The sequence below is a fragment of the Isoptericola sp. NPDC060257 genome (genome assembly GCF_042726645.1).
In the GTDB taxonomy this organism is placed as follows: Bacteria; Actinomycetota; Actinomycetes; order Actinomycetales; family Cellulomonadaceae; genus Isoptericola; species Isoptericola nanjingensis.
The window spans coordinates 1-15,028 of record NZ_JBHXAW010000088.1; the positions used below are offsets into that span (position 1 = coordinate 1).

Annotated in this window: 11 protein-coding genes; 2 read left to right on the forward strand and 9 right to left on the reverse strand. The window is 73.9% G+C overall.

Annotated elements, in window-relative coordinates:
* Nucleotides 1-37: 37 nt before the first annotated feature.
* Nucleotides 38-403, reverse strand: a complete 366-nt coding sequence (locus ACFWEK_RS09500; RefSeq protein WP_430553887.1) for a nuclear transport factor 2 family protein — start codon at nucleotides 401-403, stop codon at nucleotides 38-40.
* A 100-nt stretch (nucleotides 404-503) separates the two neighbouring features.
* Between ACFWEK_RS09500 and ACFWEK_RS09505 the strand changes: the two genes are divergently transcribed.
* Nucleotides 504-1,202 (forward strand): FadR/GntR family transcriptional regulator, encoded by a 699-nt coding sequence (locus ACFWEK_RS09505; protein WP_430553888.1) that lies wholly within the window; start codon nucleotides 504-506, stop codon nucleotides 1,200-1,202.
* A 100-nt stretch (nucleotides 1,203-1,302) separates the two neighbouring features.
* On the forward strand, nucleotides 1,303-1,650 hold the full coding sequence (locus ACFWEK_RS09510; protein WP_430553889.1) for an STAS domain-containing protein: 348 nt from the start codon (nucleotides 1,303-1,305) through the stop codon (nucleotides 1,648-1,650).
* Here ACFWEK_RS09510 and ACFWEK_RS09515 read toward each other — a convergent pair.
* From ACFWEK_RS09515 to ACFWEK_RS09550, 8 genes are all read right to left on the reverse strand, one after another.
* Complete coding sequence (locus ACFWEK_RS09515; protein ID WP_430546479.1) at nucleotides 1,619-2,953, reverse strand: glycoside hydrolase family 125 protein; 1,335 nt, start codon at nucleotides 2,951-2,953, stop codon at nucleotides 1,619-1,621. The two genes, ACFWEK_RS09510 and ACFWEK_RS09515, sit on opposite strands and share 32 nt — an antisense overlap.
* A gap of 15 nt (nucleotides 2,954-2,968) precedes the next feature.
* Nucleotides 2,969-3,913 carry an ROK family protein gene (locus ACFWEK_RS09520; RefSeq protein WP_430553890.1) on the reverse strand — a complete coding sequence of 315 codons (945 nt, stop codon included), beginning with the start codon at nucleotides 3,911-3,913 and terminating at the stop codon, nucleotides 2,969-2,971.
* Nucleotide 3,914: 1 nt separating this feature from the next.
* Nucleotides 3,915-7,061, reverse strand: a complete 3,147-nt coding sequence (locus ACFWEK_RS09525) for an alpha-mannosidase (protein WP_430553891.1) — start codon at nucleotides 7,059-7,061, stop codon at nucleotides 3,915-3,917.
* Nucleotides 7,045-9,261: a glycoside hydrolase family 3 N-terminal domain-containing protein gene (locus ACFWEK_RS09530; RefSeq protein WP_430553892.1), complete on the reverse strand. Its 2,217-nt coding sequence runs from the start codon at nucleotides 9,259-9,261 to the stop codon at nucleotides 7,045-7,047. Before ACFWEK_RS09530 ends, ACFWEK_RS09525 begins: the two co-directional genes overlap by 17 nt.
* A gap of 71 nt (nucleotides 9,262-9,332) precedes the next feature.
* Complete coding sequence (locus ACFWEK_RS09535) at nucleotides 9,333-11,852, reverse strand: glycoside hydrolase family 2 protein (RefSeq protein WP_430546482.1); 2,520 nt, start codon at nucleotides 11,850-11,852, stop codon at nucleotides 9,333-9,335.
* A 4-nt stretch (nucleotides 11,853-11,856) separates the two neighbouring features.
* Nucleotides 11,857-13,167, reverse strand: coding sequence for an alpha-L-fucosidase (locus tag ACFWEK_RS09540; protein ID WP_430553893.1), 1,311 nt, complete (start codon nucleotides 13,165-13,167; stop codon nucleotides 11,857-11,859).
* On the reverse strand, nucleotides 13,164-14,006 hold the full coding sequence (locus ACFWEK_RS09545; protein ID WP_430546484.1) for a carbohydrate ABC transporter permease: 843 nt from the start codon (nucleotides 14,004-14,006) through the stop codon (nucleotides 13,164-13,166). The genes ACFWEK_RS09540 and ACFWEK_RS09545 overlap by 4 nt, the downstream gene beginning before the upstream one ends.
* Nucleotides 14,006-14,995 carry a carbohydrate ABC transporter permease gene (locus ACFWEK_RS09550; protein WP_430546485.1) on the reverse strand — a complete coding sequence of 330 codons (990 nt, stop codon included), beginning with the start codon at nucleotides 14,993-14,995 and terminating at the stop codon, nucleotides 14,006-14,008. Before ACFWEK_RS09550 ends, ACFWEK_RS09545 begins: the two co-directional genes overlap by 1 nt.
* Nucleotides 14,996-15,028 lie beyond the last annotated feature (33 nt).

A 15,028-nucleotide genomic window follows, 5' to 3' on the forward strand; every position in this document is an offset into this window, starting at 1 on the left:
GGCCCGGTCCCCGGGGGGAGACCGGGCCGGGGCCCGCTCACAGCGTTGTCTGCTGGTACAGCGCGAGCCGGGGCTCGCCGTCGACGACGACGTAGGTGCTGGCCATGAGCGCGACGAACGGCGGGTCGTCGCCGCGCACCGCCCGCGCGCGGTAGACCAGCGCGGCGGCGCCGTCCACGAGCCCGACGCGCCGCACGTCGTGCAGGTCGTAGGAGTCCCACGGCGGCGCGCCGTCCAGCGAGGCGACGACGGCGTCGCGGTCGAGCACCGAGCCGTCGACGAGCACCATGAGCGCGGCGGGCGTCATGAGGTCGCCGTAGAACGCGCCCCCGGTGCTGCGGCACAGCGCGTCCCACCCCTGGTGCTCCAGGTCCAGCAGCCGGTCGAGCGTGAGGTCCGCCATCGCGCCAGGCTACGGACCGCGGCGGGTCCACGCACGGACGCCCCCCGATTCATCGGAGGAATCGGTGCACCCGCACGGGAACTGGGCCATAATCCAGGTCATGTCCCGCACCGATGAGGTCGTCGACGGCGTCCGCCGCATGATCACCGGCGGCGAGCTCGGCCCCGGCGACCGGCTCCCCGTGGAGAAGGACCTCGCCGACCGGCTCGGCGTCTCCCGCGGCTCCCTGCGCGAGGGCGTGCGCGCCCTCACCGTGCTCGGCGTCCTCGACACCCGCCAGGGCGACGGCACGTACGTCACCAGCCTCGACCCCGCCCGGCTCATGTCCTCGCTGCAGTTCGTCGTGGACCTGCACGGCGACACCAGCGCGCGCCCGTTCCACGCCGTCCGGCGGGTGCTCGAGACCGAGGCCGCCGGCCTGGCCGCCCACCGCATCACCCCGGCGGCGCTGGAGGAGGCCCGCGTCGTGCTCGAGCAGGCGGCGAGCACCCTCGCGCAGGACGAGATCGACCACGCCGCCTTCATCGAGGCCGACACCGCGTTCCACCGGATCGTCGCCGACCAGGGCGGCAACCCCGTGATCACCGCCCTCGTCGAGGCCATCGCCGGCCGCACCGCGCGGGAGCGGCTCTGGCGCGGGCTGCACGAGGAGGGTGCCGAGGCCCGCACCCAGCGCGACCACGAGGCCGTCTGGCGCGCCCTGGCCGCCGGGGACGCCGAGGCCGCGCGCGTGCGCATGGCCGCGCACCTCCTCGACGTCGAGGAGACCCTCCCCGGCCCGGAGGCCACCGCGGGCTGACCCCGCGGGCCGGACCCCCCGGCGGCCGCACCTAGACTGGACGTCGCCTGCGATCAAGCCACCGGTCACCAGCAGGAGACGCGTGCGAGAGGAACGGATCATGGCCGCCCACGGTGGTATCAACCTGAGCGACGACGGGCTCCGGTGGGAGATGTGGGGCGAGATCGACGTCGCCGTCGCCCACGAGGTCTACGCCACGCTGGAGGCTGCGGGCGAGGGCCGCAAGACCCTCGACATGCGCAGGGTCACGTTCATCGACTCGTCCGGCGTCCGCCTCGTGGTCCTCGCGTGCGAGAACGGCCCGCACCCGCGGGTGGTCGGCGCTCCGCAGCTCGTCCGCGACATCTTCGAGATGATGAGCTTCGACATGCTGGTCGACTTCGTCGACGCCGACCCGGCGGAGCCGCTCGACGACGCTACGCGGACGGGGACCGGACCCCGAGGGTGACCCGGGCAGCGTCGTCGACCACGGCGAGCGCGAGCTCGCAGAACATCGAGTCGGCCCAGGAGAACCAGGGTCGTGAGTACTGCGTCGGGTCGGAAGGATCGAAGCTCTCATGGACCTGCCCTGTGCCGCCGTCCGCCCGTGCGATCAGCTCGAGCAGGCGTCTGCGGTCATCGGGCGTGCCGGTCAGCCCTTCGACGGCGAGGGCGATCGGCCAGACATGGCCTCGTAGCGTGTGCGGGCTGCCGACGCCGCTCACGAGCGTCCCGGTGAAGAAATACGGATTGGCGGGGCTGAGGACGAACCTGCGCGTCGCCTGCCAGATCGTCGCGTCGATCACGTCCGGTGCGACGAGAGGGAGCGACAGGAGCGACGGCGTGTTGGCGTCGTCCATGCACAGGACACCGCCGAGGCCGTCCACCTCGTAGGCGTAGATCTGCTCGTCGCCGCCGGGAGAGGTCACGACCCCGTGGGTGGCGACGCCGTCGACCAGCTCGCGGGAGAGAGAGCGCGCGTCGTGCGCCAGCACGCCGTCGGCGTAGACCTCGCCCGCGATCGCTGCCAGGTCGAGGAGCGCCTGTGCGGCGAACAGGTTGGCCGGCACGTTGTAGCCGTACGTGCATGCGTCGTCCGAGGGACGGAAGCCGCTCCAGGTCATCCCGGTGACTCCCACGGGCGTACCCCGACCGCCCCGCGCGAGCGTCTCGGTGGGAGTCGCGGTGTCGCGGGAAAAGCGGTAGGTCGAGCCGTCGTGTCGTTGCTCGGCACGCAGCTGGTCGACGACCACCCGGAGGACCCGGTGCGCGCGCTCGTCGAAGAGCCGCGCCGCCTGGCCCGGGTCGGCACGCCAGAGCCGGTGCGCGAGCGTCACCGGGTACGCCAGGCTGTCGACCTCGTACTTCTGTTCCCACACGTGAGGGTCGACGCAGATGTCGTCAGGGTCGTATCGAGCCCCGGTGGGGCCGTCGTTGAAGGCGTTGGCGTACGGGTCGTGGTCCAGACACTCGAACTGGCGCCGCACGACCCCGGCCACGAGCGTGGCCAGCGGTGGACAGTCGGCGAGGAACCTCAGGTAGGGCGTGAGCTGGACGGTCGAGTCCCGCAGCCACATCGCGGGGATGTCACCGGTGATGACGAAGGTGCTGCCGTCCGTCCCGACGGTCATGGTGTCGGTGAGGGTGCGCCGCAGCGCCCGGTCGACCATCGTGCCGATGCGCTCGCCGGCGACCCTTCGCACGCGGTCGGCCGCCGTCCGTAGCGTCGTGTCGATCGCCGGGTCGAGACGAGGAGTGATGTGCTGAGCCATGGTGCGCCTCCCTGGTCAGAGCGTGGCGAGGACGTCCGTCGGCGGGTCGGCCACGAGATCACGGGCCGCCAGCCCGGCCCCGAGCAGACCGGCATGGTCGCCCAGGGTGGCCATGGTGATCTCCGCCCCTCGGACCCAGCGCCTCGTGGCGGCGTGGGACCGGTAGACGTCGGCGACGAGGCCACCTCGGGCGAACACGCCACCCCCCAGCACGATGCGGTGCGGCGCGAGGACCGCGCACATGCCGTTGAGCCCGTCGGCGAAGGCCTCGGCGGCCTCCATCAGGGCCCCGACAGCCGCAGGCTCGCCCGAGTCGGCGGCCGCGACGAGGCGGTCGACCGTGCGATCCGGTCCCGGCAGCACCCGCTCGGCGGCGCGACGAAGCGCCTCTCCGGACGCCAGGCCCTCCCAGCATCCGGCAGCGCCACAACCGCAGGACAGGCCGCCGCGGTCGACCACCACGTGGCCGATCTCGCCGGCGAAGCCTCGCCCTCGGACGAGCGTGCCGTCCAGGACGACCGCGCCACCGATCCCGGTGCCGACCGTGACGACCAGGACGAGGCCTGGCGCCGAGCTCCCGTGGACCTCGGCGAGAGCGGCGGCCTGTGCGTCGTTGATCACCTCGGAGGGCAGGCCCGTGGACTCGACGAGAGCGGAACGCAGGTCGATATCACCGAGGCCCACGTTCGCGCTGAGCAGGAGGCGACCATCGTCGACCACACCGGCGACCGCGATGCCGACAGCAGAGGCGTCCTGCCCGAGGTCTCGGGCCAGGTCGAGCACCGCGGCGTGCCGAGCCTGGGGGCTGTCGGGCAGCGGTCGGCGCACGACGTCTCGCAGGGAGCCGTCCGGGCCGACCAACCCTCCGCGGATCATCGTCCCGCCCATGTCGATGCCGACCGTGGTACCCGGGACGCCCTGTCGCGACCTCGTCGTCATGGTGATTCCCTTCGTCTCCATCTCAGGCCCCCACCTCTGTCACCCGAAGGGTGACGATGCCGAAGGGCCGCACGACCAGTGCGGCTCCGCACGCGTCGTCCGCCGTCCATCCCTCGAAGCTGCGGCAGCCGTCGGCCCCGTCCCCGAGCGGCTCCTCGAGCAGGTCGACGCGCGCGACCGTCCCGGGCCCGTCGAACGCGACCCCGGCGCTCGCCTGCGCGCCGTACGGCTCGTACAGCCGGACGACCAGGTCCCCGCTCCCGTCGTGCGCGAGCTTGACCGATTCCACGAGGAGGCCCGGCCCGTCGACCCGCACCAGCGGCTCGACGGCTGCTCGCCCGGACGACACCTGGCGCGGCGGGAGCGACAGGGCGTAGCCGTCCCGAACGGCGTCGGCGACGTCGGCCCCGGGGCGCAGGCGGTGGACGAACGTGTGCCGCCCGAGGTCGGCCCCGGGGTCGGGGTACTGCGGTCCCCGGAGCAGGTGCAGGTTCACCGTCGTCGTGGTCCCGCCGTCGGGGCGGACCTCGCTCGCCGCGTCGTACCCCTGGGTCGTGCGGTTGGCGATGCCGACGCCGAAGCCGGCGTCCCCCACGTGGACCCAGCGGTGGGCGACGTCGACGAACCGCGCCGACTGCCAGCTCGTGTTGCGGTGCGTGGGGCGGCGGACGTGACCGAACTGCGTCTCGGCCGCCACCTCCTGCGCGCGCACGTCGAGCGGCCACGACAGCACGAGGAGCTCCTCGCGCTCGTTCCAGTCCACAGCCGTCGTCACTTCGAGCGCGCCGTCCACGAGCTCGAGCCGCTGCGCCAGGGTGCTGTCACCGGGCCCGAGCACGCGCTCGACGACGATCGAGCCGTCCTCGACCCGGACGCGGGCCTCGGGGACGTCCCGGGACACGCGGTGCGCGTGCGCGTCGATGTCCCACGCGTCCCAGCGGTTGGGCAGGTCGCGGAACAGGCGCACGACGTTGGCCGGTCCCGCCGCGGCGACCGCGTCGCGCCCGGTCGTGAGGTCGACGAGCGAGAGCACGTGGCCGGATCCGTCGACGACGACGCGCAGCGCGTCGTCCTCGAGGATCCACGTCGCGCCGACCGCCCGCGCGGGCAGAGACTCCGCCGCGCGACGCGGGCCCACGGACAGCGGCGGGACGCCGTCGAGGACGACGGGGCTAGGGTTCGCCCACAGCTCCCCCCGGCCGGTTGTCAGGTCGCCCTGCGCCCGACCGGCGAGCACGTCCAGCGCACCCGCGACCAGCTCGGCGCACCGCAGCTGGACCCGCTCGTGGTCGCGCGCCGCGTCCTGGTACACCCAGGCGATGGACGAACCCGGGAGCACGTCGTGGAACTGGTGCACCAGCACGGTACGCCACAGGTCGCGCAGCTCGTGGAGCGGGTAGGCGGCCCCGGTGCGCCGCGTCGCCGTCGCACACCAGAGCTCGGCCTCGCGCAGCGCCGACTCGCTCCGCCGGTTGTCCGCCTTGAGCCGCTGCTGCGACGTCGAGATGCCGCGGTGCAGCTCGAGCGGCATCTCACCGACCCACACGGGCGATGCCTCGCCCCGCTCCTGCGCGGCGGCGGCGAGCGCCTCCGAGCGGGCGAAGAAGTCCTCGGGGGTGCCCCAGGCCACGCGGGCCGAGCCGGCGAGGTCGCGCACGCGCCGCGCCGTCTCGGCGTGCTCGCGCGTCGGGCCGCCCCCGCCGTCGCCCCACCCGCTCGGTGCGAGCGAGAGCTCGGCGGACACCGTGTCGGAGTCCGCGACGTTCGCCTCCGCGTGCGCGAGCTGGCGCGGGGTGAGGTCGCTGTTGTAGTTGTCGACCGGCGGAAAGTGCGCGAGCACGCGCGAACCGTCGATCCCCTCCCAGGTGAACGTGTGGTGCGGCATCCGGTTGGTGTCGTTCCACGACATCTTCTGCGACAGGAACCGGCGCATGCCGGCGGCACGGAAGATCTGCGGCAGGGCGGCGGAGTAGCCGAACGAGTCGGGCAGCCACACCTCGCGGCACCGCACCCCGAGCTCGTCCGCGAACCAGGTGGTCCCCTCCAGGAGCTGTCGCGCCATGGACTCCCCCGACAGCAGCACTGTGTCGGACTCGACCCACATCCCGCCCACCGGGACGAACCGGCCCGCGCCGACGGCCGACCGGATCCGCTCGAACAGCTCCGGCTCGCTCTCCTGCACCCACGCGAGGTGCTGCGCGGAGGAGGTCACGAACGTCGTCTCGGGGTACTCCTCCAGCAGCGCGAGGGCGTTGGAGTACGTCCGCACGACCTTCCGGCGCGTCTCCCGGAAGGGCCACAGCCAGGCGGAGTCGATGTGCGCGTGGCCGACAGCCACGACCTCGTGCCCGCCGTCCCCGTTGCCCTCGGCCAGCACCCCGGCGAGCTCCGCGCGCGCCGCGGGGGCCGACGCACGGAGCGCCTCGGGCGTCGCGACCTGCACGACGTCGAGCATGCGCGCGAGCGCCCGCAGGACCCGGCCGCGACGCAGCCCGGGGCCGGACAGCACCTCGAGCTGCTCGCGCAGGACGCGCACGTCGCGCCACAGCCCCCACGTGGCGTCGTCACGCAGCCGCAGGCCGATCTCGCCCCACGCGTACTGGGGGACGGCGGGCAGCGTCGCGGGGTCGCCGAGCGGCGTCGGAGCGAAGGTGAAGTCCGGGTCCATGACCGGGTTGGCCGCGGCCTCCACCCACACGTCCACCGGCAGGGCCGCCTCTCCGGCGGACCATGCGTCCCAGCCGGTGCGGTCCGCGCGCAGGAGGAGCGGGAGAGGCACGCGCCGGTTGTACGGCGAGATGCCCTTGAGCACCCGGCCGTCATGCGCGCGCGCCGTGCCCTCGGCCTGGAAGCCGGGCGTGTCGCGCGTGAACCCGAGGTCCACCTCCAGGTCGACGAGCGACTCCTCGCCCGCCCACGCGGCCGGCACCTCGCCGCGCAGCCGCAGCCAGGTCGTCGACCACGGCTCGCCCCAGGGCTCGCCCGGGGCCACGGGGTGGAATGCGTCGTCCGGCAGGGCCAGGACCACGTCGGGGCGCACGGGCTCCCCCGGCTGCGACCAGGCCGTCACGGTGATCGGCGCGCTCGCGGCGTCCAGAGCCGGGGTGAGCCGCTCGTCGACGAAGCGCCGGACGCGACCGAGGGTCACGTCGTCAGGCTCGAGCCCCATCGACGGTCACCTCCCCGGCTCCGTCCTGCGCGACGTCGAACGACCACCGCCGCCCGGCGAGTGCCACCTCGACGCGCGCGCGCCGGTCCGCGAGGACCGCGAGGGCCAGGTCCGGGCGCAGGATCTCGTCGCACGGGACGCGCATCGACACCCGCGCCCCGTCCCCGGAGGCGACGCTCACACGCTCCCACCCGACGACGACGGTGCGCGCCCAGTCCACGCCGCCGACGCGCCGCGACCGGACGAGCAGCAGGCCCTCGCCGTCCCAGTCCCCCGCGGCGGCACGGACGTCCGCCTCGACCACCAGGTCCTCGCCGCTCACCGAGAGCCGGACCCCGTCGACGTCGAGACCGCCGTAGCCGATCCCGTCCCCGACGCGTGCCAGCACCGGCTCCGGGACGTCGCGGTAGACGCCCTCGGCGGGCATCCGCTCGTCGTCACGCACCGGGATCGCGCCCGGGTGCGCGGGCAGCGTCACCGGCAGGTGGCCGACGGGCTGGCGCACGCCGAGCAGCAGGTCGGCGACCACCCGGCCCCCGGCCGGCCCCGGGTAGAAGACGAGGAGGACGGCGTCGGAGTGCGCGACGACGTCCGCGAGCACGTACGGGCGCCCGGCGAGGACGACGGCGACGACGGGGCCGCGGGCCGCCGCGCGCACCGCGACGAGCGTCTCGACCTGCCCGGCGGGCAGCACCGGGGACGCGAGGTCGACGCCCTCGCCGCAGTCCGCGGCGGTCTGGCCGGCGTTCGCGCCGTTGCCCGCGAACTCGTCCGTGTAGGCGCGGTGGCTCGACCCGCCCAGCACGACCACGACCCCGTCCGCCGCCGCGACCGCGGGGACGTCGTCGGCATCCGCGCGCTCGACCACCACGCCGTGCGCGCCGGCCGACGCCACCAGAGCATCCGCGACCGACACCCGGCGGTCCGGGGCGAGCGGGGCCACGTAGTCGCCGAGCAGGGCGTCGACGTCGTCGGCGCGCGGACCGGTGACGACCCACCGTCCCCCGGGGGCGACGGGCAGGGCGGGACGGTCCGCCCCCGCGGCGGGCTCGTTGCGCAGCAGGACCGCGGACCGGGCGGCTATCGCGACGGAGAGGTCGCCGGTGGCCGGACGGTCGGAGGGCCGCGCCTCGTCCACGGGCCCCAGGAGGCCCGACCGGGCCTTGACCGTGAGCACGCGCAGGCAGGCCTCGTCCACGGCGCGGGACAGAAGGTCGGGCGACTGCGCCACCGCCTCCTCCAGCATCGTGAACGACCGGTCCCACAGCGACAGGTCGACGCCGGCATGGAGCGCCGTGGCGGCCGCCGCCACCAGACCCCCGGCCTGCTCGACGATCCGGTCGACGGCGAGCCCGTCGGCCATGACCAGGCCGTCGAAGCCCCACTTCCCCCGCAGGAGGTCGGTCAGGAGCGCACGGTTCGCGACGCACGGGACGCCGTCGATGTCGTTGTACGCGGCCATGAGACCGAGGGCCCCCGCCGCGACCCCTGCGCGCGCGGCGGGCAGGTGCAGCTCGGAGAGGTCCCGCGGCCCCAGCGCAGCGGAGTGCCCGTTGCGGCCGCCGGCACCGGCGCCCTGCGCGGCGAAGTGCTTGAGGACGACGCCGACGCCGCTCCCGTCGGCCAGGCGCGAGCGGTCGCGCCCCTGCATGCCCACGACCGCGGCCTCCGTCATCCGCGCCGCCAGCGCCGGGACCTCGCCGTAGCACTCCTCGGAGCGGCCCCAGCGGGGGTCCTGGAGCAGGTCGAGGGTGGACACGAGCGCCAGGTGCACGCCGTCGGCGCGCAGCGACGTGGCGACCGACGCGCACGCCTGCCGGTACAGCTCGGCGTCCCAGGTGGCGCCCACGGCCAGGTTGACGGGCAGCAGCTCGGCGCCGAGCGCCTGGTGCCCGTGGGGGGCCTCCTCGACGAGCAGCGGCCCGACGTCCTGCCCGGACGCGGCGCGCACCTCGTCGACGACGAGCGCGGCGACCTCGGCCCGCTCCTCCGGCCGGATCCCGTCGGCCCAGCCCCGCCCGGACCACGCGTCGGCGCGGAAGAGGCCGTACAGCGCGCCCAGCCCGCCCCACCGGTCGACCTCCTCGCGCAGCAGGTCGGTGGTGCGCCACGCCCCCTGGGCCGTGCGCTCGACGGCCTGCCACCCGAGCAGCCGCTGGTTGAGCTGGCCGACCCGCTCGCGCAGAGACATGCCTGCCATCACCTCGGCGGCGCGCCGCCGAGCCGGGTCGGTCCCGGCGCCGTGCACGCAGGGTGCGGGGGCCTCGTGCGTCATCGGTGCCACAGGTCGTTCCTCGTCCTCAGTACGGGGCGTGCGCCGAACGCCGCCGGGTCGGCGGCCTCGGCGCCGGTCACGTCGAGCTCGACGGTCTCGCCGGGGAGCAGGAGCGTCAGCAGGTCGTCGACCCGTGCCGCAGGGTCGAGCCGGTCGACGAGCAGCGCGACGTCGCAGGTCACCACGTCCGCCGTGATCCGCACGCGCCAGCCCAGCGGGGTCCTCTCGGCCTCGACCGCCGGCGCCGGCCTGGCCCAGCGCACGCCGTCCTCGCGGCACAGCGCGGACCACGCACGCAGGCCGTCGCAGTCCGCCACGAGCACCTCGTCGCGGCGAGCGCCGGCGAGCGCGACCTGCGGCGGCACGTCCCACCGTGCGACCGACCGGGGCGCGACCTCGACCATGTGCTCCACCTCCGCCGGCGCGCCGAGCGGACCGCCCACGACGTGCACGCGCCGCACGACGACGCGCGCCCGCCACACCGCGTCCGTGTCGTTGACGAGGACCACCCGGGGTGCGCCGTCGTGCGGCTGGATCGAGAGGGTGCGCGGCGCGTACGCCCGGCGCAGCGCGTGCCACCCGGGCTTGGGCCGCCCGCCGTGGTCGATCACCGACCACGAGATCCCCGGCCACGCGTCGTTGAGCTGCCACACGAGCATCCCGGCGGTGCGCGGCCATGAGCCGCGCAGGTGGTCGGCGGCGGTGCGCAGGGCGTCGGCCTGGTTGAGCTGGGTCGCCCAGGACCAGTCGTCGACGTCGTCGAGCAGGCGGTCGGGGTCGGGGACGTGCCCGTCGAGCCGGCGCACGAGGTGGCGCATCCCGCCGACCTGCCGCTGGCGGGTCGCGAGGGCGTCGCCCCGCACGTCGACCGGGCGCTCGGTGAGCGCGGCCGCGAGCGTCGCCCACGTGGGCGGGGCCTGGAATCCGAGCTCGGCGGCGAAGCGCGGGACGTGGTGGCGGTACGTCGTGTGGTCGTACAGGTTCCACTGGTCCCAGAGGTGGCTCGTGCCCTCCCCGTCGACGTTCGGCCCGACGCCGTCGGTCGACGAGAACGGGCTCGACGGCACGTAGGGGGTGCCCGGGGCCTCTTCGGCGACGATCTGCGGCAGGAGCTGGCGGTAGTACCCCTCGCCCCACGTGCGGGTCCCGACCCGGTCGGGCCAGCCCCAGTCGCTCCAGCCCTGGAGGTTCTCGTTGGAGCCGTTCCACACGACGACGCTCGGGTGCGCGGCGAGGCGGCGCACCTGCTCCCGCGCCTCCGCCTCGACCTCGGAGCGCAGCGGCTCCTCCTCGGGGTAGGCGGCGCAGGCGAACGCGAAGTCCTGCCAGACCAGCATCCCCGCGGCGTCGCAGGCCGCGTAGAACGCGGCGGCCTCGTAGACGCCGCCGCCCCACACGCGCAGCATGTTCATGTTCGCCGCGACCGCCTGGTCCACGCGCTCCGCGTAGCGCCCGGCCGTCATGCGCGAGACCAGCAGCTCGTCGGGGATCCAGTTCGCGCCGAGCGCGAAGACCTCGCGCCCGTTGACCACGACGACGAACCGGCGCCCGTGCGCGTCCGGAGTCGTGTCGAGGTCGACGCGGCGCAGCCCGACCCGGTGGGCTTGCTCCTGGTCCGTCCCGACGAGAGCGATGGTGACCTCGTGGAGCGTCGGGGCGCCGTACCCGCGCGGCCACCACAGCTCGGCGTCCGGCACGTCGAGGACGATCTCGTCGCGGCCGATCACCACGTGCCGCGACCGGTGCTCGCCGAACCCGATCTCGACCTCGCCCATGACGACCTCGCCGTCCTGCCCGTCGAGCTCGACGGCGACCACGACCCGGCGCCCGGCGAGGTCCGCCGAGACCTCGCCGCGCGCGTGCGAACGCAGCCGTACGCCGCTCCACGCCTCGATCCGGGCGGGGCGCCACAGGCCGGCCGACACCAGCGGAGGCGCCCAGTCCCATCCCACGCTCGACGCCATGACGCGCAGCCGGTTGTACGGGTAGGCCCAGTCGTACGGCAGGGTGCCGTCGTCGGCGGCGAGCATCGCCCGTGCGGCCGAGGAGAGCTCGACGGCAAGCCGGTTCGCGCCAGGGCGGACGAGCGCGGACACGTCGACCGCGTACGCGCGGTGCATGTTCGCCGTCGCCACGGCCTCACGGCCGTTGACGCGGACCGTGGCGACGGTGGCGAGGCCGTCGAGGACGAGCTCGACCCGGCCGGCCGTGAGGGCGTCCGTCAGCTCGACGTCCGCCTCGTACACCCAGTCGCTCTCTCCCACCCAGCGCACCGCGGCGGCGTTGTCGTCGACGTACGGGTCCGCGATGACGCCCGCAGCGAGCAGGTCGTCGTGGACGCACCCCGGGACCGACGCCGCGATCCCGTCACGCAGGCGCGCGACGACGTCGTCGGCCGGACCGTCCGCACCGGCTGCTAGGGCTCCGCCCAGCCGCACGGTCCAGCCCGGTCCACTCAGGTCCGTGCGATGGACCGTCCCGGCCGCGGTCACGTCCTGCAGGTTCCGGTCGTGCACGCGCTCAGTCCTCCGGGTAGTCGGTCGGCGCGCTGTAACCCTCCGGGACCACCGGTGCGGTCCGGTGGCCGGTCCGGAACACCAGCACCTCTGCGAGGCGAGCGCCCGGGCCCTCCAGCTCGATCTCGAGCTCCCGCGTGGCGGGGGTGTCCAGGACGTGCAGCCGCCCCGCCCCGACCGTGCCGCCCGCGGCCACCACGGTCCCGCCGCGGCGGACCTCGTGCCGCGCGATCCGCTGGCCCGTAGTGAGGTCCTCCCGGACCAGCACGTGGTCGAGCTCGACGGGCTCGTCGCCGAGGTCGGCACGCCACGTGGTGTCCCCGATGCGGGTGACGGCCGCCGCGACGGGGTCCCCGAACCGCGCACGGACCTCGTCGCCGAACGCCGTGACCACCGCGGCGTCCGCCGGGGCGATGCGGCCACGACGGTCCGGCGGGACGTTGAGCAGCAGGTTCGCGCCCAGGCCGACGGACCGGTAGTAGATGGCCAGCAGGTGCTCCAGCGACTTGGGCTCGTCGTCCTCGGCCCAGAACCAGCCCCGGCGCACGGACACGTCGCACTCCGGGGGCAGGTACAGCGCCTCCGCGAACTGCGTCGTGACGACCGTGTAGTTGCTCATCTGCGTGTGGTGCACGACGTACTCGACGGGGTCGCTCGCGAGCCCGTCCTCGTTGCCGACCCACCGGATCGTCGGAGCGCCCATGTTGAACACCATCGCCTGCGGCTGGTGCGTGCGCGCGACCTCCATGGCGCGCGCCCAGTCGTAGGTGTACCCCTCGGAGCCCGCACCGTCGAACCACAGCTCGACGAGCGGCCCGTACCGGGTGCAGAGCTCGGTGAGCTGGGCGACGTAGACGTCGGCGTACGCCTCCGGGTCCCGGTAGGCCGGATGATTCCGGTCCCAGGGGGACAGGTACAGGCCGAGGCCGATCCCCGCGGCGCGGCACGCAGCGGCGACCTCGGCCACCACGTCGCCCTTTCCGTCGCGCCACGGCGACGAGGCGACGGAGTAGTCGGTGGTCGCGGTGGGCCACAGGCAGAACCCGTCGTGGTGCTTCGCGGTGAGCACCACGTACCTCGCGCCCGCGGCCACGGCCAGGGCCACCCACTCGTCGGCGTCGAGCTCGGTCGGGTCGAACGACGACGCCGGCAGGGAGCCGTCGCTCCACTCCTTGGCGTGGAACGTGTTGATGCCGAAGTGGAAGAACATGCCCACCTCGAGCTGCTGCCAGCGCAGCTGGTCCGCCGTCGGCACGATGACGTCCTTGGCCGCCTGCGGCGCGACGTCCTGGACGACGTCCTGGTTCGAGGTCACTTCACTGCTCCTGATTCCACACCCTTGAAGAAGTACCGCTGCAGTGCGACGAAGAGCACGAGGATCGGCACGATGGCGATGATGGACCCGGCCATGGTGACGCGCGGGTCGTACGAGAGGGACGAGGACGCGAGGCGCGACAGGCCGAGGGAGAGCGTGTACAGCTCTTCCGACCGCAGCACGATGAACGGCCACAGGAAGTCGTCCCAGGCGGCGATGAACGAGTTGATGACGACGACGACCATCGCGCCCCGCGCCGCGGGGAGGTAGATCTTCCAGAACCGGCGGACCTCGCCGGCGCCGTCGAGCATCGCGGCGTCCTCGACCTCGTTCGGCACGGCACTGAACGCGGCCCGGGTGATGAGGACGTTGACCGCCGCGATCGCGCCGGGCAGCCAGACGCCGATGAACGAGTCGTCGAGGCCGAGGTCGGTGATCTGGGTGTACAGCGAGACCATGATCGACTCGAACGGGAACATCATCGAGATGATGAGCACCCAGTAGAAGACGCCGCGGCCCCGCCATCCCTGGCGCGAGAGCATGTAGCCCGCGAGCGTCGGGAAGACGACCTGTGAGAACACCGTGAGCAGGCACATGATCAGGCTGTTGCGGATGTACAGGCCCATCGGCACCTGCTCGAACACGGTCTGGTAGGCCGCGAACGTCGGGTTCGCCGGGAAGAAGGTCGCGCTGCTCCCGTACAGGGCGTCCTGCGGTCCCTTGAGGGACGAGAAGAACTGCCACAGGAGCGGGCCCACGGAGATCGCGAGCACGACCAGCAGGAGGACGTACCGCGTCACGAGCGCGCGGGTGCGCCCGTGCGTGCGCCACCAGGTCATCAGTCCTCCTCCTTGGAGCCGAGCTTGTGCGACGCGACTGCGAGACCGATCGTGAGGACGAACAGGGCGACGGAGATCGCCGCGCCGTAGCCGACGTTCCCCGAGATCGGGTCGAGCGCGACGTCTCGGATGTAGAACGGCAGGGTCCGTGCCTGGCCGCCGACGCCGCCCGTCGCACCGCCGAGGATGTAGATCTCGGTGAACACCCGCAGGGAGCCGATGCCCGACATGATGCCGACGAGCAGCATCGTGAGGCGGACACCGGGGACGGTGACGTGGACGAACTGGCGGAACGTGCCGGCGCCGTCGAGCGACGCGGCCTCGTACAGGTCCTTGGGCACGCTGGCGAGCGCGGAGAGGTAGAAGATCATGTACCACCCGAGGCCCTTCCAGACGGTCAGCGCGACGGCGGTGAGGAGCAGCAGCGTCGTGTCCGACAGGAAGGGGATCGGGGAGTCGATGATCCCGACCTGCTGGAGCGCGGTGTTGATCGGCCCGTTCTCGGACACGAGGTTCTGCCACACCAGCGCGACCGCGACCATCGACGCGACCACGGGTGCGTAGAACGCCGTGCGGAAGAACCCGATGGCGGGGACCTTCTTGTACACGAGCTGCGCGAGCATCAGCGGCAGGACGACGAGCAGCGGGACCGCGACGACCGCGTAGAGCACGGAGTTGCGCACCGCGAGCCAGAACGCCGGGTCGGCGACCATGCGCGAGTAGTTGTCCAGGCCGACCCAGCCGCCGCCGCCGCCGAGCGGCCGGGCGTCCGTGAAGGACAGCAGGATGGTGTTGAGGAACGGGAAGACCCCGAACACCCCGATGACGATGATCGCGGGCGCGACCCACAGCCACGGGGTCCACCAGGGCCGGTAGAGCGCTGCGCCCGAGGACGGACGCGGACGGCGGGTGCGCGTCCGGCTGGACCGGGTGACCCTGGCCACCGGCTCACCGGCGGCCAGGGTCCCCGCGTAGACGTCGGTCGCCATCGGTCAGCCCTGCTGCTCGAGGATGCGGTTCGC

Excerpts from the sequence above, each read along its gene's own strand:
- ACFWEK_RS09500 (WP_430553887.1), bottom strand. The coding sequence starts at position 403 with ATGGCGGACCTCACGCTCGACCGGCTGCTGGACCTGGAGCACCAGGGG.
- ACFWEK_RS09505 (WP_430553888.1), top strand. The coding sequence starts at position 504 with ATGTCCCGCACCGATGAGGTCGTCGACGGCGTCCGCCGCATGATCACC.
- ACFWEK_RS09510 (WP_430553889.1), top strand. The coding sequence starts at position 1,303 with ATGGCCGCCCACGGTGGTATCAACCTGAGCGACGACGGGCTCCGGTGG.
- ACFWEK_RS09515 (WP_430546479.1), bottom strand. The coding sequence starts at position 2,953 with ATGGCTCAGCACATCACTCCTCGTCTCGACCCGGCGATCGACACGACG.
- ACFWEK_RS09520 (WP_430553890.1), bottom strand. The coding sequence starts at position 3,913 with ATGGAGACGAAGGGAATCACCATGACGACGAGGTCGCGACAGGGCGTC.
- ACFWEK_RS09525 (WP_430553891.1), bottom strand. The coding sequence starts at position 7,061 with ATGGGGCTCGAGCCTGACGACGTGACCCTCGGTCGCGTCCGGCGCTTC.
- ACFWEK_RS09530 (WP_430553892.1), bottom strand. The coding sequence starts at position 9,261 with ATGGCAGGCATGTCTCTGCGCGAGCGGGTCGGCCAGCTCAACCAGCGG.
- ACFWEK_RS09545 (WP_430546484.1), bottom strand. The coding sequence starts at position 14,006 with ATGACCTGGTGGCGCACGCACGGGCGCACCCGCGCGCTCGTGACGCGG.
- ACFWEK_RS09550 (WP_430546485.1), bottom strand. The coding sequence starts at position 14,995 with ATGGCGACCGACGTCTACGCGGGGACCCTGGCCGCCGGTGAGCCGGTG.